The sequence below is a fragment of the Trinickia caryophylli genome, assembly GCF_034424545.1.
GTDB lineage: Bacteria > Pseudomonadota > Gammaproteobacteria > Burkholderiales > Burkholderiaceae > Trinickia > Trinickia caryophylli.
Genome location: NZ_CP139970.1, coordinates 610,431 through 631,968, shown reverse-complemented (window position 1 = coordinate 631,968; position 21,538 = coordinate 610,431). Strand labels below are relative to the sequence as shown.

The window sequence follows — 21,538 nt, the reverse complement described above, 5'->3', positions numbered from 1 at the left end:
GCGCTGTTTGGTGCGATGCACAATTCTGTCTAATTCAAAGGATTCTGCATAAAAACAAGGTGCTACGAGGAATGGTAGGGCAGCGGCGAAGGGCGCTTGGAATGGATTTTGCTGCGTCGCGCTGAAAGGGCGACGGACCCTTCGATGGCGGCCTTCCTCTGTTGTCAACGCCCGGCGGCGCGAACCCGTTATCAAGGTCTCATCGCCGCACCCCGGCCACCTCTCAAGTTTGCGCGAGGTGCGCCGATATGTGGTCATGGCCCCACTGGGGTGCAGCGTTTTGTCGCAACATGCAAAGGTCGCGGCACGCGTCGCCGCCTGCGGCATCACTCTTACAAATTTGGTTCAAGGACGTTCGGTAAGTGCTTCTGATTGCTAATTTTTAGTAGCTTTACTACACTTGCCGTCAAAGTCCGTCTCTCGCCACCCCCGTTTTCAAGAACACCAATGAAAACCGCACTGTTTTCGTCGCTCAAAGTGAGGCACGGCGTGGCGCTTGCGAGAGTCGTCTCGGTTACTGCTTCCATGCTTGCTGCCGCGATTTTCGCGGCACCCGCTGGCGCGCTCGCCGCGTCAAGCACGACCGATTCGGCTTCGGGCAAGTCTGCCGTCACTAAAAAAGCGCAAAAATCCACGAAGAAAGCCTCCGCCAAGCAAGCTGTTCGAGCGGAGAAAACAGCAGCCATCACCGAAGAGCGTTCGCGCAAGAAGCGCGTGACCTACACGGTGCGTGGCCGCCATGGCCACAATGGCGTGCGCAAGGTCGCCTTCGCGCCGCGCTCGCCCGTTGCCGGGCAGCCGTTTGGTCTGCAGGACAGCCCCGAAGGGCTGGTGCTGCGTTCCAACGTCGCCTATGTGGTCGATCAGAACAGCGCTGAGGCGCTGTTCGACAAGAACTCGCGCGCCGTGGTGCCGATCGCCTCGATTACGAAGCTGATGACGGCCATGGTCGTGCTCGACGCGAATCTGCCGCTCACCGACCAACTCGAGGTGACCGACGCCGATCGCGACTACGAGAAGCACACGGGCTCGCGCCTGGCCGTCGGTTCGGTACTGTCACGCGAAGATATGCTGCACATCGCGCTCATGGCCTCTGAAAATCGGGCGGCGGCTGCGCTCTCGCGGTACTACCCGGGCGGCCGCGACGCGTTCATCGCGGCAATGAATGCCAAGGCCCGCACGCTTGGCATGACCGACACGCATTTCGAAAACCCGACGGGCCTCACGAGCCGCAACGTCTCTACTGCACGGGATCTCGTGAAGATGGTCGATGCGGCCTATCAGTATCCGCTGATCCGCCGGTTCTCGACCGATCGCAGCTACACGGTGGATACAGGCCGGCGCGAACTTGCCTATAACAGCACGAATGCGCTCGTGCGCAACTCGAGTTGGGAGATCGGCCTGCAGAAGACAGGTTTCATCAACGAAGCGGGCGAGTGCCTCGTCATGCAGGCCACGATCCAGAATCGGCCGATCATCATGGTACTGCTCGATTCCGCGGGCAAGTATTCGCGCTTTGCCGACGCGGCGCGCCTGCGCACGTGGATCGACAATGGCGGCGGCGAGCGTATTACGAGTGCGGACGCCGGCGGCCGCGGCACCTGAGCCGGCCCCATCGAGTCGCGCACCTCGTTCGGCCCGTCTATGCAAGAAGCCCCGCCTCGGCGGGGCTTCGTTTTTGGCGCGCGGCAACGCGGGCGCGCGGTAGACGGCCGGCTATCGCCCGGGCGCGGTGGCGTGCCGGGCGGCAGCCTGCGCTCAGGCAGTTCGCGCCTTGACTGCGTCGACCTGGGCGGCCGCCGCTTCGGGGTGATAGCCGAGTGCTTCCGAGATCACGAACGCCGTGCGGCTCAGATGGGCGAGCCAGGCATCCTGGAGCCTGTCCGCGGGCGCCGAAAGCGACAGCCCGGCTACGAGCTTGCCGCTGTCGTCGTATATACCCGCGGCAATGCACCGCACCCCGAGCTCGAGCTCTTCGTTGTCGCGTGCGCATGCCTGCTGGCGAACCTGCATGAGTTCGCGCTCCAGGCGCGAGAGGTCCGTGATGCTGTTTTGCGTATGCCCCGAGAGCCCGGTGCGCGTGGCATAGGCGCGCACGCGCGAGGCTTCGTCCGCCGCGAGGAAAAGCTTGCCGACGGAGGTGAGATGCAGCGGCGCGCGGCCGCCGATCGCCCGTACCACCTGCATGCCGGAGCGCTCCGAGTAGGCGCGCTCGATATAGACGATTTCGTCGCCCTGCCGTACCGAGAGGTTGACGGTTTGGCCGGTGAGCCGGTGCAGTTCGCGCATCGGCATCAGCGCGGCATCGCGCACCGAAAGCCGCGCTTTCACGAGGTTGCCGAGCTCGAGCAGCCGCATGCCGAGCCGGTAGGTGCCCGGATCCGACCGGTCAACCAGCCGGCAGGTCACCATGTCGTTGAGGATGCGGTGGGCCGTCGAGGGGTGGAGCTCCGTACGCAGCGCAAGCTCCTTCAGGCTGACCGGATCGCTGTGGTCGGCCAGCGCGTCGAGGAGCCGCATCATGCGCTCGATGACCTGGATGGACGTCTTGGAGTCCTGGTTCGTGTCGCTCATCGTGAATCGAATGACGCAAAGCAAAAAAACATTGTATCTCGTATCGTGAAAAAAGCGAACGGCGTTCGAACCGGGCTTCGACTCCAATTTTTGTCCTGCTGGCCGACGCGCCGGTCGGCAAACGACGCATAATGGCAGACGTTTTTCCATCGGAGCCGTCATGCGAGTCGGATTGTTCGTCACGTGTCTCGTCGACCTCATGCGCCCGGAGATCGGGTTTTCGGTCATCAAACTGCTCGAGCGAGCCGGCTACGAAGTGGTCGTGCCGCCAGCCCAGACCTGTTGCGGCCAGCCGGCCTACAACTCGGGCGAGCGCGGCATCGCGCGCGATCTCGCCGAAAAAATGCTGCGCGAGTTCGAGCAATTCGACTACGTGGTCATACCGTCCGGCTCTTGCGGCGGCATGGTCGGCGTTCACTACGCGGATCTCTTTCGCGACGATCCCGAGCTCATGGGCCGATACGGCAATCTGCGCGCGAAGGTGTACGAGCTCACCGATTTTCTCGTCAACGTGGCGCGGCTCGAACTGCCGCCCGGCGAGTTCGCCGGCCCGGTCACCTATCACGACGCCTGCTCGGGCCTGCGCGAACTCGGCGTGAAGAAGCAGCCGCGCACCCTGCTCGCGCAAAAGGGCGTGGCGGTGGCAGAAATGAAGGGGTGCGAGCATTGCTGCGGTTTCGGCGGTACGTTCGCGCTCAAGTACGGCAATATCTCGACGGCCATCGTCGACGAAAAATGCGCGAACATCCGCGAGGCGGGTACCGGTGCCGTGGTGCTGGGCGATCTCGGCTGCATGCTGAACATCGAGGGGCGCCTGCGCCGCACGGGGGATACCACCACGCGCGTGCTCCATATCGCCGAAGTGCTCGCCCAAGGCCTTTGAGACGGAATCGCCCATGCAAGTCCAATCGATGCACTTCAAGGCGCGCGCCAGGCAGAATCTGGCCAACCCGCGCCTCCAGCAGAATCTGACGAAACTCTCGACCAAATTCGTGACGGCGCGCGCGCTCGCCATCGAGGCGATCGATTTCCCGGCCACGCGGGCGGAGCTGAAGGCGCGGCGCAATCGCGCGCTCGATAATCTGGACGTCTGGCTCGAGACTTTCGAGCGCGAGGCCACGCGCCGCGGCGTCACCGTGCTCTTCGCCGAGACGACGCGCGACGCGGCGCGGCTCGTGGGCGAAATCGCGCGCAAGCATGACGTCAAGAAGGTCATCAAAACGAAATCGATGGTGTCCGAAGAGATGCGGCTCAACGCCGTGCTCGGCGAAATGGGCGTCGAGTCGATCGAGACCGACCTCGGCGAGTACATTCTGCAGATCAACGGCAACGAGCCGCCGAGCCACATCATCGCGCCCGTCGTGCACAAGGACAAAGAGGAGATCGCCGATCTCTTCGCAAGGACGCACGCCCGCGAGCGTCTGACCGAGATCCCGCAGATGACGCGCGAGGCGCGCGAAGTGCTGCGCCCGCATTTCATGTCGGCCGATATGGGCGTGACGGGGGGCAACTTCATCATCGCCGAAACCGGCTCGGTCGCCATCGTCACGAACGAAGGCAACGAGGGGATGTGTACCGTCATGCCGCGCGTGCATGTCGCCGTGACCGGCATCGAAAAAGTCTTGCCGACGCTCGAGGACCTGGCCGTGGCCATGCGTTTGCTTCCGCGTTCGGCCACCGGGCAGACGACGTCGAATTATTTCTCGCTCCTGACGGGCGTGCGAGGCGCGGGCGAGGGCGACGGGCCCGAACACATGTACGTCGTGCTCGTGGACGGCGGGCGCACCGGGCTTATCGGCGGCGCGTTCCAGGAAATGCTGCGTTGCATTCGTTGCGGCGCGTGCATGAATCATTGCCCGGTCTATCAGAAGGTCGGTGGGCATGCCTACGGGTGGGTCTACCCGGGGCCCATGGGTTCGGTCCTCACGCCGAGCTATGTCGGGCTCGACAAGGCGCTCGATCTGCCGCAGGCCGCCACGCTGTGCGGCGAGTGCAACAGCGTATGCCCCGTCGGCATCCCCATTTCCGATCTTTTGCGCAAGCTGCGCGAAAAGCAGATGGAGCGCCATCTGCGCCCGTTCGGCGAGCGCGCAGCATTGGCCGTCTGGGGCTTCATCGCCACACGGCCGGCGCTCTACGCGCTCGCAACGAAACTCGGCGTGCGATTGCTCGAGCGTCTGGGCGGGCGCCGTCGCGCGATCACCCGCCTGCCGTTCGGCCAGGGCTGGACCGCAACCCGCGACATGCCTGCGCCCGTCGGCCGCACGTTCCGTGAGCTGTACGCGGCGCAGCGCAGCCACCGGGGCTGATCGGCGAGTAGTCCTTGCTCTCTTTACGCGGCCGATTGTTTATCCTGGCGCAACGCTGAATTCGCTATTCCCGTCTTTGTCTCGATAGACGCACTCTATAGAATGCGCCTATGTAGCGGTGCAAGGCTGCGCGCCGAGGGCGCGTCAATGCAAAGGGGCACGAGATGAAAACGAGAATAACGGTGTATTTGGGTGTTTATTGGCCGCTGGTTGCCGCGCTGACGCTGGCCGTCCTCGCCGCGCTGAAGTCCTACGGCGGTGACGAACGGCATGCGCCGCTGCCCGCGGCGCAGGTTTCGAACGAACTGGCCCGCGCCGTCTCGTACGGACTGGTCGGGGCCGAGCCGAAGCAGGCGTCGTCGGTGCAACCCGGGCCGGCGGTCGAGCTTCCGCGCGCCTCGTAAGCAAGGTTGAGGATGCGGTCCTATAATGCCGGATCGGCCGCGACCGCGGCCCCGACCGAGCCGATCGCTTCGGACGCCGAATGAAACCCGTTGCCATTTGCTTCGTCTGCCTGGGAAACATCTGCCGCTCGCCTACCGCCGAGGCGGTGCTGCGTGCGCAGATTGCGGCAGCCGGACTCGAGGCGCGCATCGTCGTGGATTCGGCGGGCACGGGCAACTGGCACGTCGGCGAGGCGCCGGACGCCCGCGCGCAGTCGGCGGCGCAGTTGCGAGGCTACGACCTTGCACCGCTGCGCGCGCGGCAGATCGGGCCTGACGATTTCGATCGGTTCGACCTTATCGTCGCAATGGATCGTGCGAATATGGCGCAGCTGCGCGCCGTTTGTCCCCCCGGGCTCGAGGCGAAGCTTCGGCTTTTGATGGAGTTCGGCAGCGAGCCCGACGTGCGTGAAGTTGCGGACCCCTATTTCGGCGCGGAAGACGGCTTCGAGCGCGTGCTGGACCAGTGCGAGGCGGCCTGCCGCGGTCTGCTTGATCACTTGCGCGTGCTGGCCGCGCGCGAGCCGGCATGAAACCGCTCTCCGCCCCGCCTCATCGAGTGGCGTTCGAACGGCGCAACGCCATGCCCGTGGCGGCCCGGATCGTTTTGCTGCTCTGCGAGCGCACACCGATAACCAAATTGATGACAGGGATACTTGACTAAAAACGTCATGTATTTATACTTGACAAAAATCGTCGAGAATTCCGGTCCCCCGCAATCATGAGACTCACCACGAAAGGCCGCTTCGCCGTCACGGCAATGATCGACTTGGCACTGCGCCAAGATCAAGGTCCAGTGACGCTTGCCGGCATCAGCCAGCGCCAGCGCATCTCGCTGTCTTACCTCGAGCAATTGTTCGGGAAGCTGCGTCGCCACGAAATCGTCGAATCGGTGCGCGGCCCGGGTGGCGGTTACAACCTTGCGCGCCGCGCCGAAGAGGTGACGGTGGCAGACATCATCATCGCCGTCGATGAGCCGCTCGATGCCACCCAGTGCGGAGGCAAGGGCTCGTGCGAAGGTACGAAGCAAAGCGATGGCCACTGCATGACGCACGAGCTGTGGTCGACGCTGAACCAGAAGATGGTCGAGTATCTCGATTCGGTGTCGCTACAGGATCTCGTCGATCAGCAGCGCTCGCGCGAAGGCAGCGGCAGCGTGTTGAAGGACCGCCGCAACGAGTCGGCCGCCGTCGAGGCGCCGCGCCTGGCGCCGAAAGGGCCGAACTCGGTGTTCAACATCGCGAGTTCGTAGCGTCTTGCCGTTAGAAACGAATTGAAGCGTGCCGCCATCAGAGCGGCGCCTGACCCAAAACAATGATTTCCCCGGAGCGATTGATGAGCAACCAACTGCCCCACCTGCCCATTTACATGGACTACAGCGCGACGACCCCGGTCGATCCGCGCGTGGTGGACAAGATGATTCCCTACCTGCGCGAGCAGTTCGGCAATCCGGCTTCGCGCAGCCACTCGTACGGGTGGGACGCGGAGCGTGCCGTCGAACAGGCGCGCGAGGAGGTGGCGGCGCTCGTGAAGGCCGATCCGCGCGAAATTATCTGGACCTCGGGGGCGACCGAGTCGGACAACCTTGCAATCAAAGGCGCGGCGCATTTCTACAAGAGCCGGGGCAAGCACGTCGTCACGCTCAAGACCGAGCACAAGGCCGTGCTGGACACATGCCGCGAGCTGGAGCGCGAAGGCTTCGAGGTCACCTACCTCGACGTGAAGAGCGATGGGTTGTTGGATCTCGACGTGTTGAAGGCCGCGCTGCGGCCCGACACGATTCTCGTGTCGATCATGTTCGTCAACAACGAGATCGGGGTCATTCAGGACATCGAGGCGATCGGCGAGCTCTGCCGCGAGCGGAACATCATTTTTCACGTGGACGCGGCGCAGGCAACGGGCAAGGTGGAAATCGATCTCGGCCGGCTGAAGGTCGATCTGATGTCGTTCTCGGCGCACAAGACGTACGGTCCGAAGGGTATCGGCGCGCTCTACGTTCGCCGCAAGCCGCGCGTGCGTATCGAAGCGCAGATGCACGGAGGCGGGCATGAGCGCGGGATGCGTTCGGGCACGCTGCCGACGCACCAGATCGTCGGCATGGGTGAAGCGTTCCGGATCGCGCGTGAGGAAATGGCGACCGAAAACGAGCGCGTCCGCATGCTGCGCGACCGCTTGCTGCGCGGGCTCTCGGAAATGGACGAGGTGTACGTGAACGGCGACATGGAGCGCCGCATTCCCCACAACCTGAACCTGAGCTTCAACTTCGTCGAGGGCGAATCGCTGATCATGGCGATCAAGGACGTTGCTGTCTCGTCGGGCTCCGCTTGCACCTCGGCGTCGCTCGAGCCCTCGTACGTGCTGCGCGCCCTCGGGCGCAACGACGAACTCGCGCATAGCTCGATCCGCTTCACGGTGGGCCGGTTCACGACGGAGCAGGAAGTCGATTACGTCGTCGATCTGCTCAAGGGCAAGATCGCGAAGCTGCGCGATTTGTCGCCCCTGTGGGAGATGCACCAGGACGGTATCGATCTGTCGACGATCAAGTGGGCCGCGCACTGAACGACGGCGCGCGAAGAGAAAAGGTAACGCGAACGCATTGGGTCTGCACGCGGCCGGAAGGTGTCTTCGGAGCGCTGGCTCCGGTCGACGGCAAGAAACGAATCAAGGAGTTGTGATCATGTCTTACAGCAGCAAAGTGTTGGACCACTACGAAAACCCGCGCAACGTCGGCTCGTTCGCGAAGGACGACGATGCGGTGGGCACCGGCATGGTGGGCGCGCCCGCCTGCGGCGACGTGATGAAGCTGCAAATTCGCGTCGGCGCGGACGGCGTGATCGAGGACGCCAAGTTCAAGACCTACGGTTGCGGCTCGGCCATCGCTTCGAGTTCGCTCGTCACCGAGTGGGTCAAGGGCAAGACGCTCGACGAAGCGCTCTCGATCAAGAACACGCACATCGCCGAAGAGCTGGCGCTGCCACCGGTGAAGATCCACTGCTCGATTCTCGCTGAAGACGCAATCAAGGCTGCGGTGGCCGACTACAAGCAACGCCACGGCGCTGGCGACGAAGCCGCGGACGAAGCGAAACAGCAAGCCGCTTGAGCGAGTCATGGCAATCACACTGACCGACAAGGCCGCTCAGCAGGTCCAGAAGTATTTGACGCGCCGCGGCAAAGGTATCGGCCTGCGCCTCGGGGTGCGTACGACCGGCTGTTCGGGGCTTGCGTACAAACTCGAGTATGTCGACGAACTGGAGCCCGAGGATCAGGTCTTCGAGACTCATGGCGTCAAGGTCATCGTCGACCCGAAGAGCCTTGCCTATATCGACGGCACGGAGCTCGACTTCGCGCGCGAAGGGCTGAACGAGGGTTTCAAGTTCAACAACCCCAACGTCAAGGACGAGTGCGGCTGCGGCGAGTCGTTTCGCGTTTGAGCCCGCCTCGAGCGGACAAAGGGCGGCCGAGGCCGCCTTTTTGTTGATCTGCCCCGGGCCGGCAGTGTTTGCGCCGCCGTACCTTTCATCGACGATCGATTTCCATGGCCTCGATCCAGCAAAGCCACTTCGACTTGTTCCACCTGCCGGTGCAGTTCGCACTCGATGCTCAGGCGCTCGACACCGCCTACCGCACGGTCCAGGCGCAGGTTCATCCCGACCGCTTCGCCGCGGCAGGCGACGCGCAAAAGCGCGTAGCGATGCAGTGGGCCGCGCGGGCCAATGAGGCCTATGCGACGCTGCGCGACCCACTCAAACGGGCGACGTATCTGCTCTCGCTGCGCGGCGTCGACGTGGGCGTCGAGAACAATACGGCCATGGAGCCGGCCTTCCTCATGCAGCAGATGGAATGGCGCGAGCGCGTGGAAGATGCGGCCGGCGCACGGAACGTGGCCGAATTGGAGGCCCTGCTGTCGGAGCTGCGCGACGAAGAGCGCGTGCGCTTCGAGCGGCTTGGCAGCCTGCTCGCCTCGGGCGCCGATCAGGCTGCCGCCGAAGCCGTGCGGCAACTGATGTTCATCGCGCGCGTGGCGGCCGAGATCGGGGTTCAGATCGAGAGGCTCGAGCATTGAGCATCCAATCGACTGCGCCTGCTCGATGGGCTGCGCCGGAGCGCTGGGGGTGAGCCGGTGCGTTCCGGCTTCGCGCCGTACGTGCGCGCAGCCCTCGATCGGCTCGCAACGCGGATAATGACGGGCAACGTCCCCTAAAGACAATCACAAGATGGCTTTACTGCAAATCTCCGAACCCGGCATGGCGCCGGCGCCGCATCAGCGCCGGCTTGCCGTGGGTATCGATCTCGGCACGACGAACTCGCTCGTCGCCGCGGTGCGCAACGGCGTACCTGACGCGCTACCCGACGAAGGCGGCCGCGTGCTGCTGCCGTCCGTCGTGCGCTATCTGGAGAAGGGCGGCCGGCGCATCGGCCATACGGCAAAAAACGAGGCCGTGATCGATCCGAGCAACACGATCGTCTCGGTCAAGCGGTTCATGGGGCGCGGCAAGGCCGATGTGGAAGGGGCCGAAAACGCGCCTTACGATTTCGTCGATGCGCCTGGAATGGTCCAGATCCGTACGGTGGCCGGCATCAAGAGCCCGGTCGAGGTGTCGGCCGAGATCCTCGCGACACTGCGTCAGCGCGCGGAAGATACGCTTGGCGACGAACTCGTCGGCGCGGTCATTACGGTGCCCGCCTACTTCGACGAAGCGCAGCGCCAGGCGACCAAGGATGCCGCGCGCCTGGCCGGCCTCAACGTCCTGCGGTTGCTCAACGAGCCCACGGCCGCCGCGATCGCCTACGGTCTCGACAATGGCGCGGAAGGCCTCTATGCGGTGTACGACCTGGGCGGCGGCACGTTCGATCTTTCGATTCTGAAGCTGACAAAGGGCGTGTTCGAAGTGCTGGCCGCGGGCGGCGATTCGGCGCTGGGCGGTGACGATTTCGATCATGCGCTTTATCGGCACGTGCTGAAAGCGGCGGGCCTCGCGCCCCAAAGCCTGGCGGCCGAGGACGTGCGGCTGCTGCTCGATCGCGTGCGGACGCTCAAAGAGGCGCTTTCGAGCCAGCCGCAGGCCGCGCTCGACGTCACGTTGTCCGACGGCACCGCTGTCGTGCTGTCGATCAGCGAGGCGCAGTTTGCGGAGCTCGTTGGCGCCCTCGTCGAGCGCACGCTTGGCCCGACGAAAAAGGCGCTGCGCGATGCGAAGGTCACGCCGCAGGAAATCAAGGGTGTCGTACTCGTCGGGGGCGCAACGCGCATGCCGGTCGTGCGCCGCGCCGTGCAGGCGTTCTTCGGGCAGCCGCCGCTCACGAATCTCGATCCCGATCAGGTCGTTGCGCTCGGTGCCGCGATCCAGGCCGATCTGCTTGCGGGCAACCGTGGCGGCGACGATTGGCTGCTGCTCGACGTGATTCCGCTGTCGCTCGGCATCGAAACGATGGGCGGGCTCGTCGAGAAGATCGTGCCGCGCAATTCGACGATTCCCGTCGCGCGCGCTCAGGAGTTCACGACATTCAAAGATGGGCAGACCGCAATGGCGATCCACGTCGTGCAGGGCGAGCGCGAGCTCGTCTCCGACTGCCGTTCGCTCGCCCGCTTCGAGCTGCGAGGGATTCCGCCGATGGCAGCTGGGGCGGCGCGCATCCGCGTGACCTTTCAAGTGGATGCCGACGGGCTGCTTTCTGTCGTCGCGCGCGAGCAGCTTTCGGGTGTGGAAGCCTCGGTGGTCGTCAAGCCGTCGTATGGCCTGGCCGACGACGACATCGCCCGGATGCTCGAAGACAGCTTCCAGTCGGCCGAAGTCGATATGCGTGCTCGCGCACTGCGAGAAGCACAAGTGGAGGCGCAGCGGCTCGCCGAGGCGACCGAAGCCGCACTTGCGGCGGACGGCGAACTGCTGGCGGCCGACGAGCGTGCGCGTGTCGATGCCGCACTCGGCCGGCTGCGCGCTTCGGCCCAAGGCACCGATGCCGACGTCATCGAAGCAGCAACGAAGGCGCTCGCCGCCGAGACGGACGAGTTTGCCGCCCGTCGCATGAACAAGAGCATTCGCGCGGCCCTGCAAGGCCGCAAGCTCGACGAGATCTGAGCGCGGACGAGCGATGCCGGCCAACCGTACAATGTGCCTCAGGGCTGGGAAAAGGCCTCTGCATGGGGCCGGAGCCAAGCGTCGGTGCGGCTCCGGCTGCATTCGTCGGACGTCGCCTGCCGCCGCCTTTTATTGACCGAACGGAAATTCGTATGCCGCAAATCGTTGTACTGCCTCACGTCGAACTGTGTCCCGAGGGCGCCGTAATCGAGGCCGAGCCGGGCAAGAGCATCTGTGCAACGCTGCTGGAGAACGGCATCGAGATCGAGCATGCATGCGAAATGTCCTGTGCATGCACGACTTGCCATATCATCGTCCGAGAAGGCTTCGACGCCCTGGAGCCGTCGGAGGAGAGCGAGGACGATTTGCTCGACAAGGCATGGGGGCTCGAGCCGACTTCGCGTCTTTCGTGCCAGGCGCTCGTGCCCGAGGGCGAAGATCTCGTTGTCGAGATCCCGCGCTATTCGATCAACCATGCGAAGGAAAACCACTGATCAGGAGGAATTCGCCATGAAGTGGACGGACGTACAAGAAATCGCAATGGCGCTCACGGACAAGCACGGCGATATCGACCCGCAGTACGTGCGCTTCACCGACTTGCATCGGTGGGTGACGGAACTGGACGGATTCGACGACGATCCAGAGCGATCGAACGAAAAAATCCTGGAGGCGATTCAACTGGCCTGGATCGAAGACGCCGAAGAGTGACGGGTGAATGCGGGCAAGGTCGAGTACTTGCCCGCTCGCAGGACGCCATCGTGCGCAACGGGTTGGCGCGCCTGGTTCGACTCTCCCGGTATCCCATCCCCATTCGGGGCGTGCATCAGGCATCCGGGGTTATCCCAGCCGGCACCGCACGCGCATCTTTTGCTCAGCCGTTCATCGTGCGGACCCACTCGACCATCGAGGTCAGGCCGCTGCGCTTGTCGACCTTCGGGGTCCAGGGGAGTGCGCGCGTGATCTTCGCGATGTCCGCGACAAACACCTTTTGATCGCTTTGGCGCGCGGGAATGTGATGCCACTTCAACCGCGCATCGACCAGCGTTTCTAGTTCATGCAGCAATTCGATGATCGACAGGCTGTTGCCCGGCCCGCCGCCGATATTGAATGCCTGCCCGCGGACATTGTCGATGTGCTCGGCGGCGCTCAGATACAGGCCGACCATGTCATCCGCATGCAAAATGTCGCGCACCTGTTTGCCGTTGCCCGAAATCGAAAAGGACGTGGCGTTCGAGCTGGCCTGCCGGACCGCCTGTTCGCAGAACCAACCGATCCAGCCTTGATCGATCGTCGAGAACTGCCGGCCGCCGTACATCGACGAATGCCGGAATACGACTGTCTTCAATCCGTAGACGCGTGCGTAGTCGATCATGTATTGATCGGCCGATCCTTTCGAACAGCCGTAGGGCGAGCTGAAATCGAGCCCGATGGTCTCCAGTAGCCCGTTCGGATAATCGTCGAGCACGTAACGCGTTTCATGTTCGGTGGCGACGCAATGCGTCAGATCGCCATAGACCTTGTTCGTCGAAGAATAGATCACCCGCGCGTCGGGGCAGTAATGGCGCACGGCCTCGAGCACATTGAGGCTGCCCATTGCGTTGACTTCGAAGTCGAGCCGCGGGTTTTGCAGCGATGTCGTCATCGCGACTTGCCCCGCCAGATGAAAGACCGCATCGGGCTTCACGCGTTGCATCAGCGTGTCCACGTCATTGCGGTTGCGCACGTCGATATGTACAAACTCGACAGCGCCCAGCGAGCGCAGCCATTGCAGGTTGGCGGCCGAGCCGTGGCGCGAGAGATTGTCGGCAATCGTTACGCGGCGGCCGTTGGCGATCAGTTGGGCTGCGATATTCGAGCCGAGGAAGCCACAGCCGCCGGTAATCAGGTAGTTCATACGAGAATGCTTTCCTGTTCCAATTCGATCGTGTGTGCCAAGCCGGTTTCCAACGTCCACCTGGGTGTCCAGCCCAGCGCCTGCAGGCCCGAGATATCGACGCATACGTCCATCGCCTCGTTCTCGCGAAGCGGGATGGCACCGAAGCGCAGGTGCGTAGCCGTGTTGCCGCACTGCGCGCGCGCCGTTTCGACAAACTGGCGCACGGGAACCGGTACGCCCGAGCCGACTTCGTAGTGCCGATAGCCTGGGGCCGATTCGGCATGTGCCTCGATGACGCGCACGAACGCGTCGACCACGTCGTCGATATAAACGAAGTCGCGCCGTTGCGTGCCCTCGGTCAGTGCGATGGATTCGACGTTGCGCAACAACGAGCGGACAACGAAGCTCGCGAATTTGGAGTCGTCGTCGCCGGGCCCATAGAAGTGCTCGAGCGACACGTTGACTGCGACCACGCGATGGGAAAGGCTTTCCAGCCATTCGCGGAACTGACGCTTCGAAAGGCTGTAGCCGGAGACACGTTTGTCGAGCATCGTGTCGGTGTTGACGAACGTCCGTACGCCGTGCGAGATGCCGGCTTCGAGCAGGCGCAACGGCAGCAGCAGGTTCGGCTGAAGGATGTCGGCGAGCGTGCTCGCCTTGCGGCCGTAATCGGTGGCCGCGTGCAGGATGAGATCGTAGCCGCGGCCGTCGAATACACTCGCCAATTCGGCTTTGTCCATGTCGAACACGCGAATATGCGGCAGCCATTGACGAATTCGCGCGTCGCACGAGAACGAACGCTTGATGACTGTCACGTCGTAGCGATCCGGCGACGCGGCCAGCCGTTCGAGCAAATGGCTGCCCAGGTAGCCGGTTGCGCCCGTCATGAGGATGCGGACCATGTCGGCCTTCTCAGGCGGTCAGCGCCTGCATATAGCGCTTGAACGACGTTTCCTGCAGATACCGCAGCGTGGCCTCGTCGAGCGTGGACAACACCACGTTGAGTGCGGCGAGCGCCTCGGCGATCATCGGCTCGGTGCCCTCGACGTCGTCGAAGAACAGCGCGAGATACATCGCTGCTTGTTCGGCTCCTTCTGCGCAGCGGGCAACGGCCTCGCCTTCATACTGTCGCAGCACGTTGTGCAGGCGCTTGAGAAAGCGCAGGCACGCCCAGAATTCGTCATCGAGCCTGCGGGGGCCCGGCGTTCCGAGGTAGTAGCTTTGACCATTTGCCTTCTCGCCGAGCACCGAAGCGATCCAGAAAATCATTTGCCGCAGCATCGTATCGCGCAGGAGCGAGATTTCGTCGTTGCTTCCCGAAGGGCGATGCGCAACCGTCAAGCTCATCGCCAGCACGGAGAAGAGCGCATCGTCTTCGATCTGCAGCAGATGATGCACATTGGCTATCCACAGCGTTCGCGCCTGGCCATGCACGACGCGATGTTCGCGCAACCATCCGAGATCGCGGTCCGCCCCGCCTGCATGCTCGCTCAAAAAGTCGTTGCTGATGCGGTTGACGACTTCCGGCATGAACAGGCGATACCGGCGCCGGCTGCTGCTGAAATAGAGCGCCTGCATGTAGACGAACGAGTAGACGTGCTCGGTGAACCGATACTTGAGCAGGCCGCGCAGCGCATGGCGGCTGTAGAGCTGATGCCCGATGAACGCGAACCAGTCGACCGGGCCGAACATCGATACGGTTGCGGGCCATGCCACGTTGCTGCTGAGCGTACGGCCGGCCACGAGCGCCCGGAAGAACCTGTTCTGCGGCGTTTCGTCCGGCAGATTGCACGCCGCGAATATCGATGAAGTGCCGCCCGAGCGCCGGTTCTGGATGTTCTGGACATTGATCAGCATCGCGTCGAGTCGTTCCTCGGCAGCGATGCGGGCGGCCTCGGCGAGGTTCGGCCAATTGATCTCGTCGCTCTCGCCGATGATCAAGGCGAGCGGCTTGACGATGTCAATGACGTCGCGGATCCGAAAGAGATTCTCCTCGCAGCTTCCGAAATAGCGATCATTGCCGATATACACCACGTCGATGCCGTCGCGATTCGCGACGGTCGTCTGAGTGGGCGGAAAGGACAGGTCCTTGCGATTCACCAGATAGATGAATTGTGCGCGCAAGGTTTCACGCACGGGGGAGGCCGAATAGGCTTCCATGACGCGGTGGGCGCGCGTCAGGTCGCCCGTCGTCAAAACGATGATGCTGATGTCCGTTGTGTCCACTGTTCCGCCATTGCCCCTAAGGTAGCCCCTCGCGCTCGGTGCGTGGCATCGGCGCGGGCGAGCCCCGTCGATGGGTCATCCGTTATTTCGCCTGCCGTGTCCTGCACGCATGGGTGCGGCGAAGCAGGGATGTGCAATGCAGTCTAAAGGGCGGAAGAATTTCCGATCGCTCGAATAGCGGGGGGAATCAACCGTTATTCCCGGTCGCTGACGCCGCCGTCCAGCAGCGCGCGGATGATGGGCAGACGTGCCCGCGGCGGGTTGGGTGCAATGAGCGCAGGTGGAGGATGGGGGTTGCCGGAGAAAGCGATCCGTTCGAACCGCTTTCCGTATGTTCCGGCGAGCGTGCTGTTCGCTACATTCAGCGAGCGACGAGCGCGCCGTTGACGACGCGCACGGGTTGTCCTTGCCCGAACGGTGGCGTCTGGCGGTACGTAAAATACCGAGTACGCCCGTTATCCATTCGGACGCGGACTTGGTAATCCGTTTCGCTGCGCAGGCGTTTTTCGACGGCATTGCCCGCAAATCCGCCTCCCACCGCGCCGAGGACGGTCATGGCTGTGCGCCCCGTGCCGGCCCCGAACTGATTCCCGATCAGGCCGCCTGCCACGGCGCCGCCGACCGCGCCGACGCCCGTACCGTGGCCCTCGCGCCTGATCGCGCTGATGGACTCCACGGTTCCGCAAGTGGCGCAGGCCGCGTATTGTCGTTGCTGCGGCGGTTGAGCCGAGGACTGGCCAGACTGTGCATATGACGATGACGGCTGAGCGTACTGCTGCTGAGCGTACTGCTGCTGCCCGTACGCAGGCGCTGGCGCAGGTGCCGCGCCGGTGGTGGCGTACTGCTGCGGTTGCGCCGACGCGCCCGGTGCCTGCTGTGCGGCCTGAGGCAGCCTCGTTTGCCCGCTTGCTGCCTGCTGCTGCTGGCCATAGCTCGACGCAGCCGGCGCGGCCGTATCGACGACGGGTTGATTGGCTACCTGTGCGGACTGGGTCTGATCCGTCTGCGCGCCGGTGCTGGAGGCTTTCGGGAACAGCCCCGTAATCGCCGCAGTGGCAGCAAGGCTCGCAACGATCACGGTGCCCGCAGCCGTGGCGATGAGTGGATGGAGGCGGCGCGGCGACGTGGCGGGTTGATTCATGATGGACCTCGTCGAACGAGTTTGGTTTTTCTTACCGCCACAGTGTCCGACAAAGGCGAGTGGCCTACGTTTCAATTTGTAACGCGCGTCGAGGGCCGGCGCGCACGAGCCGTGGCGGTGCCACCCGCCGAATATGGCTAGCAGGTTCGGCTGACGGCCTTCGAAGGAGAGGGGGGTGGCCTGCAGCGAGTCCGCGGGATTTCCGCGAGCGGCAGCTTTTACCGATGGTTACAAAAGCGAAAGGCGCCGTGCGGCGCCTTTGCGGGTTCAGTCTTCGCGCCGCAAATGCGGGAACAGAATGACGTCGCGAATGCTGGGACTGTCGGTGAGCAGCATGACGAGTCGATCGATGCCGACGCCGCAGCCGCCGGCCGGCGGCATGCCGTATTCGAGCGCGCGGATGTAATCGGCGTCGTAATACATCGCCTCTTCGTCGCCGGCGTCCTTTTGCTCGACCTGTTTCTTGAAGCGGGCGGCCTGATCCTCGGGATCGTTCAACTCCGAGAAGCCGTTCGCGATCTCGCGGCCCGTGATGAAGAGCTCGAAGCGTTCGGTGATGCCGGTCACGCTGTCCGAGGCGCGCGCGAGCGGCGACACTTCGACCGGGTAGTCGATGATGAAGGTCGGCTCCCAAAGCTGGGATTCGGCCGTCTCTTCGAACAGCGCGAGCTGCAGCGCGCCGATGCCGGCATTGAGGAACGCGGGTTGTGTCGGATCGACGCCGAACCGCTTGAGCTCGGTGCGCACGAATGCCGCGTCGGCGAGTTGGGCATCGGTGTATTCGGGCGCGTACTTGCGGATCGCCTCCGTGATCGTCAAGCGATGGAACGGCTTTGCCAGATCGAGTTCGCGGCCCTGATAGGTGATCGTTGCCGTGCCGAGCGCATCGATCGCGGCCTGCCGGATCAAGCGTTCGGTGAAGTCCATCATCCAGCGGTAGTCCGTGTACGCCGCATAGAATTCGAGCATCGTGAACTCGGGGTTGTGCCGTGGCGACACCCCTTCGTTGCGGAAATTGCGATTGATCTCGAACACGCGCTCGAAGCCGCCCACGACGAGCCGCTTGAGGTACAACTCGGGGGCGATGCGCATGAACATCTGCATGTCGAGCGCGTTGTGGTGCGTGATGAACGGCTTCGCCGCCGCGCCGCCCGGGATCGGGTGCAGCATCGGCGTTTCGACTTCCATGAATTCGGCATCGGCCATGAACTTGCGGATCGACGAGACCGCCTTCGTGCGGCCGACGAACGTCTTGCGCGCTTCGGGCGTGACGATCAGGTCGACATAGCGTTGCCGGTAACGCATTTCCTGGTCCGCCAGCCCGTGGAACTTGTCAGGCAGGGGGCGCAGTGCTTTCGAGAGCAGCCGCAGCTCCGTGCAACGCACCGACAGCTCGCCCTTGTTCGTACGAAAGAGCACGCCGCGGGCGGCGACGATATCGCCGAGGTCCCACTTCTTGAAAGCCTCGTAGGTCTCGGCGCCGACGTCGGCCGGCGTCACGAAGAACTGGATCTGGCCCGAGACGTCCTGCACCGTGGCGAAGCTGGCCTTGCCCATTACGCGCTTGAGCATCATGCGGCCGGCGACGGCCACGTCGAGCGCCTTCGCCTCGAGCGCGTCCTTGTCCGCATCGGCGTACTCGCACTGGAGATCGCCGGCATGATGGGTCGGACGAAAATCGTTCGGATAGGCGATGCCGGACTCGCGCAGCGCGTGCAGCTTTTCGCGCCGCTCGGCGATGATCTTGTTCTCGTCGGCGTTCGAGTCCAGGCTCGGAAGGGTCTGTTCGGTCATGATATCTGCCATGCGAAAGGGGCGGTCGGCCGTGGCGCCGTCCCGGTGCCGGCAGGGGCGAGGCACTTGCCGCACGGTGCCCCTGCCGGCGAATGAGTCACTCGGCGCTTAAACGCCTTGCTTCAGGCTCGCGCTGATGAATTCGTCGAGATCGCCGTCGAGCACGGCTTTCGTGTTGCTGATTTCGACGTTCGTGCGCAGGTCTTTCACGCGGCTTTGGTCGAGCACGTACGAACGGATCTGGTGGCCCCAGCCCACGTCGGTCTTGCTCGATTCGAGCTTGTCCTGCTCGGCTTGCCGCTTGCGCAGCTCGGCTTCGTAAAGGCGCGATTTCAGCATCGCCATGGCTTCGGCACGGTTGCGGTGCTGCGAGCGGTCGTTCTGGCACTGCACGACGATGCCCGTCGGAATATGCGTGATGCGCACGGCCGAGTCGGTCTTGTTGATGTGCTGGCCGCCCGCGCCGGAAGCGCGATAGGTATCGATGCGCAGGTCCGCCGGGTTGATGTCGACTTCGATCGAATCGTCGACTTCCGGGTAGACGAACACGGACGAAAACGACGTATGACGCCCACCCGACGAATCGAACGGCGACTTGCGCACGAGCCGGTGAATGCCCGTTTCCGTACGCAGGAAGCCGTAGGCATATTCGCCCTCGACTTTGATCGTCGCGTTCTTGATCCCGGCCACGTCGCCTTCGGACTCTTCGAGCACTTCGGCCTTGAAGCCCTTGCGCTCGCAGTAGCGCAGGTATTGGCGCAGCAGCATCGCGGCCCAGTCGCAGGCTTCCGTGCCGCCCGCGCCGGCCTGAATGTCGAGGAACGCGTTGTTGGGATCGGCCGGATTCGCGAACATCCGGCGGAATTCCATGTCGGCAACGCGCGTTTCAAGCGCGGCGGCGTCGGATTCGCACGCAACGAGCGTGTCCTCGTCGTTTTCTTCGCGTGCCATGTCGAACAGATCCTGCGCGTCGCGCAGGTCGTTGTCGAGCGAGGAAAGGGCCAGTACGACGCCCTCGAGCATCTTCTTTTCACGGCCCAGGGCCTGGGCGTGCTTGGAATCGTTCCAGACGTTCGGGTCTTCGAGTTCCTTGTTGACTTCGGCTAGACGCGCAGCTTTGGCGTCGTAGTCAAAGATACCCCCGTAGCTCGCCCGCGCGCCGGCGCAGGTCCGCAATAGAGCTTTCGATCGCGTTCAGACGTTCCGCTTCCATGTCGATCTGCTTTTGCTTCGCCAAAAGGGGAAATTATAGCCGATCGACACGTCGCGCACGGAATCCCGCGCTCTGGCGCCGCCGCTACGTCATGTCATGCGGCGGCGACCTCCGTCGCATGCTCGACGATGAGCTGTACGCGCGCAACGCCGTTCCAGCTGTCGCTTGCGAGACGGTAGGCGATATGCGCACGCGCCGGCAACGGCTCGGTGTGATTGAACCAGATCGCCTGAAACCGTTGTCGGCCGCGTAAAAGCTGAAGCTTCAGGTGCTTGTCCTTCACGAGGGCCTGCGAGGCCACCTCGAAATCGCCGGAAAACGTAGGCGCCGGAAATCCCTGGCCCCAGACCGCCGCTTCCAGCATCTCCACCACCTGGGGTGTGAAGTAGGCGTCTTCGAGATCGCCGTCGGTCACGACCATGCGCGCGAGTGCGTCGTCGCTGAGCAGTTCGCGCCCGACCGCCTCGAAAGCAGCCGCGAAGCGCGGCACGTCCGCCGCCGCGAGCGTGACGCCCGCCGCCATCGCGTGCCCGCCGAACTTCGCGAGCAGGCCCGGCTCGCGCTTGGCGATGAGATCGAGCGCATCGCGCAGATGAAAGCCCGCGATCGAGCGCCCCGACCCTCGCGCCAACGCGCCGCTTGCGTCGGCCGGCGCGAACGTGAAGGCAGGGCGGTGGAATTTTTCCTTGAGCCGGCTCGCCACGATGCCGATCACGCCTTGGTGCCATTCCCGGTTGAAAAGCGTGATCGTCGTCGAGCCGTCGGGATCGAGCGCGGCGAGATCGACGAGCGCCTGTTCCTGCATGCCGGCTTCGATTTCGCGCCGCTCGCGGTTCATCGCGTCGAGCTGCTGCGCAAGCTCCCAGGCGCGGCCCGGATCGTCCGTGAGCAGGCACTCGATGCCGAGCGACATGTCCGAAAGCCGTCCCGCGGCGTTCAGGCGGGGGCCGAGCGCGAAACCGAGGTCGAACCCCGAGGCGACGCGCGCCTCGCGGCCCGCGGCGCGAAAGAGCGCGGCCACCCCGGGCTGCATGCGGCCACGTCGAATGCGAGCGAGTCCTTGCGCGACGAGCACGCGGTTGTTGCCGTCGAGCTTGACGACGTCGGCCACCGTGCCGAGCGCGACGAGATCGAGCAGCCCGTCGAGCCGCGGCTCCGCCATACGCCCGGTCTCGAACGCGCCCTGAGCCCGCAGATGCGCGCGCAGCGCGAGCAGTACGTAGAACATGACGCCGACGCCGGCGATGCATTTGCTCGGAAAGGTGCAGCCGGGCTGGTTCGGATTGACGATCGCGCGTGCTGCCGGCAGTGCCTCGCCGGGCAGGTGGTGGTCGGTTACCAGCACGTCGATGCCGTGCGCGCGGGCGGCTGCGACGCCGTCGACGCTGGCTATGCCGTTATCCACGGTAATGAGCAGATCGGGCGAGCGCCTGGCCGCCAGCTCGACGATCTCGGGCGTGAGGCCATAGCCGTACTCGAAGCGGTTCGGCACCAGGAAGTCGACATTGGCGCCGAACATGCGCAGGCCGCGCACCGCCACGGCGCAGGCCGTCGCGCCGTCGCAGTCGTAGTCGGCCACGACGAGCAGGCGGCGTTTTTGTTCGATTGCCTCGGCCAACAGTTCGGCCGCCTCGCTAGCGCCTTTGAGCGCCACGGGCGGTGTCAGACGCGTGAACGCCGTCTCGATTTCCGCGGGCATGCGCACGCCGCGCGCGGCGTATAGCCGCGCCAGTACAGGGTGCAGGCCGTGGCGGATAAGCGCGGCGACGTCGGCGGGCGACGACGCGCGGGTCACGATTCGTGTCATGGAAAACTCGGAAAAGCACGGGGCGATTGCACGCCGCCGCCGCTCGCAGCGAACGGTATGGCGGGGACGCGATCG

At 64.0% G+C, this 21,538-nt stretch carries 21 protein-coding genes; 13 read left to right on the top strand and 8 right to left on the bottom strand.

Annotated features, from left to right (window positions below):
• Nucleotides 1–447 precede the first annotated feature (447 nt).
• Entirely contained in the window at nucleotides 448–1,605 is a 1,158-nt protein-coding gene (pbpG, locus tag U0034_RS02840; RefSeq protein ID WP_085225720.1) for a D-alanyl-D-alanine endopeptidase, read from the top strand.
• Between the two features lie 153 nt (nucleotides 1,606–1,758).
• Here pbpG and U0034_RS02835 read toward each other — a convergent pair whose 3' ends face one another.
• Nucleotides 1,759–2,574: an IclR family transcriptional regulator gene (locus U0034_RS02835; RefSeq protein ID WP_085226419.1), complete on the bottom strand. Its 816-nt coding sequence runs from the start codon at nucleotides 2,572–2,574 to the stop codon at nucleotides 1,759–1,761.
• A gap of 160 nt (nucleotides 2,575–2,734) precedes the next feature.
• On the opposite strand from U0034_RS02835, the gene U0034_RS02830 reads away from it, so the two are divergent.
• From U0034_RS02830 to iscX, 12 genes are all read left to right on the top strand, one after another.
• Nucleotides 2,735–3,457 carry a (Fe-S)-binding protein gene (locus U0034_RS02830; RefSeq protein ID WP_085225722.1) on the top strand — a complete coding sequence of 241 codons (723 nt, stop codon included), beginning with the start codon at nucleotides 2,735–2,737 and terminating at the stop codon, nucleotides 3,455–3,457.
• Nucleotides 3,458–3,470: 13 nt separating this feature from the next.
• The gene (locus U0034_RS02825; RefSeq protein ID WP_085225724.1) at nucleotides 3,471–4,883 is read left to right on the top strand and encodes a lactate utilization protein B; all 1,413 of its coding nucleotides are present in this window, start codon (nucleotides 3,471–3,473) and stop codon (nucleotides 4,881–4,883) included.
• Between the two features lie 164 nt (nucleotides 4,884–5,047).
• Nucleotides 5,048–5,287 carry a hypothetical protein gene (locus U0034_RS02820; protein ID WP_085225726.1) on the top strand — a complete coding sequence of 80 codons (240 nt, stop codon included), beginning with the start codon at nucleotides 5,048–5,050 and terminating at the stop codon, nucleotides 5,285–5,287.
• Between the two features lie 80 nt (nucleotides 5,288–5,367).
• A complete protein-coding gene (locus tag U0034_RS02815) occupies nucleotides 5,368–5,859 on the top strand; it encodes a low molecular weight protein-tyrosine-phosphatase (protein ID WP_085225728.1) in 492 nt (163 codons plus the stop codon).
• A 188-nt stretch (nucleotides 5,860–6,047) separates the two neighbouring features.
• Nucleotides 6,048–6,578: a Fe-S cluster assembly transcriptional regulator IscR gene (gene iscR, locus U0034_RS02810; protein WP_085225730.1), complete on the top strand. Its 531-nt coding sequence runs from the start codon at nucleotides 6,048–6,050 to the stop codon at nucleotides 6,576–6,578.
• Nucleotides 6,579–6,661: 83 nt separating this feature from the next.
• On the top strand, nucleotides 6,662–7,885 hold the full coding sequence (locus U0034_RS02805; RefSeq protein WP_085225732.1) for an IscS subfamily cysteine desulfurase: 1,224 nt from the start codon (nucleotides 6,662–6,664) through the stop codon (nucleotides 7,883–7,885).
• Nucleotides 7,886–8,003: 118 nt separating this feature from the next.
• Nucleotides 8,004–8,426, top strand: a complete 423-nt coding sequence (gene iscU, locus U0034_RS02800; RefSeq protein ID WP_085225734.1) for a Fe-S cluster assembly scaffold IscU — start codon at nucleotides 8,004–8,006, stop codon at nucleotides 8,424–8,426.
• A gap of 7 nt (nucleotides 8,427–8,433) precedes the next feature.
• Complete coding sequence (iscA, locus tag U0034_RS02795; RefSeq protein ID WP_085225736.1) at nucleotides 8,434–8,757, top strand: iron-sulfur cluster assembly protein IscA; 324 nt, start codon at nucleotides 8,434–8,436, stop codon at nucleotides 8,755–8,757.
• Nucleotides 8,758–8,861: 104 nt separating this feature from the next.
• Nucleotides 8,862–9,389 (top strand): Fe-S protein assembly co-chaperone HscB, encoded by a 528-nt coding sequence (gene hscB / locus U0034_RS02790; RefSeq protein ID WP_085225738.1) that lies wholly within the window; start codon nucleotides 8,862–8,864, stop codon nucleotides 9,387–9,389.
• 151 nt (nucleotides 9,390–9,540) lie between these two features.
• On the top strand, nucleotides 9,541–11,406 hold the full coding sequence (gene hscA / locus U0034_RS02785) for a Fe-S protein assembly chaperone HscA (protein WP_085225740.1): 1,866 nt from the start codon (nucleotides 9,541–9,543) through the stop codon (nucleotides 11,404–11,406).
• 152 nt (nucleotides 11,407–11,558) lie between these two features.
• Entirely contained in the window at nucleotides 11,559–11,900 is a 342-nt protein-coding gene (fdx, locus tag U0034_RS02780; RefSeq protein WP_085225742.1) for an ISC system 2Fe-2S type ferredoxin, read from the top strand.
• 16 nt (nucleotides 11,901–11,916) lie between these two features.
• Nucleotides 11,917–12,114, top strand: a complete 198-nt coding sequence (gene iscX / locus U0034_RS02775; protein ID WP_085225744.1) for a Fe-S cluster assembly protein IscX — start codon at nucleotides 11,917–11,919, stop codon at nucleotides 12,112–12,114.
• 163 nt (nucleotides 12,115–12,277) lie between these two features.
• Here iscX and U0034_RS02770 read toward each other — a convergent pair whose 3' ends face one another.
• The 7 genes from U0034_RS02770 to recJ form a co-directional block, all read right to left on the bottom strand.
• On the bottom strand, nucleotides 12,278–13,300 hold the full coding sequence (locus U0034_RS02770) for an NAD-dependent epimerase/dehydratase family protein (protein ID WP_085225746.1): 1,023 nt from the start codon (nucleotides 13,298–13,300) through the stop codon (nucleotides 12,278–12,280).
• A complete protein-coding gene (locus tag U0034_RS02765; RefSeq protein ID WP_085225748.1) occupies nucleotides 13,297–14,184 on the bottom strand; it encodes an NAD-dependent epimerase/dehydratase family protein in 888 nt (295 codons plus the stop codon). Before U0034_RS02765 ends, U0034_RS02770 begins: the two co-directional genes overlap by 4 nt.
• Nucleotides 14,185–14,194: 10 nt before the next feature.
• On the bottom strand, nucleotides 14,195–15,508 hold the full coding sequence (locus U0034_RS02760) for a hypothetical protein (protein WP_085225750.1): 1,314 nt from the start codon (nucleotides 15,506–15,508) through the stop codon (nucleotides 14,195–14,197).
• Between the two features lie 361 nt (nucleotides 15,509–15,869).
• On the bottom strand, nucleotides 15,870–16,649 hold the full coding sequence (locus U0034_RS02755) for an outer membrane lipoprotein (protein WP_085225752.1): 780 nt from the start codon (nucleotides 16,647–16,649) through the stop codon (nucleotides 15,870–15,872).
• Between the two features lie 267 nt (nucleotides 16,650–16,916).
• Complete coding sequence (gene lysS / locus U0034_RS02750; protein ID WP_085226422.1) at nucleotides 16,917–18,443, bottom strand: lysine--tRNA ligase; 1,527 nt, start codon at nucleotides 18,441–18,443, stop codon at nucleotides 16,917–16,919.
• Nucleotides 18,444–18,551: 108 nt separating this feature from the next.
• Nucleotides 18,552–19,656 (bottom strand): peptide chain release factor 2 gene (gene prfB / locus U0034_RS02745; RefSeq protein ID WP_102623145.1). Its coding sequence is split into 2 segments (ribosomal slippage): nucleotides 18,552–19,574 and nucleotides 19,576–19,656, totalling 1,104 coding nucleotides; the frame shifts between segments, so codons are not numbered across the junction.
• A gap of 94 nt (nucleotides 19,657–19,750) precedes the next feature.
• On the bottom strand, nucleotides 19,751–21,463 hold the full coding sequence (gene recJ / locus U0034_RS02740) for a single-stranded-DNA-specific exonuclease RecJ (RefSeq protein WP_085225754.1): 1,713 nt from the start codon (nucleotides 21,461–21,463) through the stop codon (nucleotides 19,751–19,753).
• Nucleotides 21,464–21,538 lie beyond the last annotated feature (75 nt).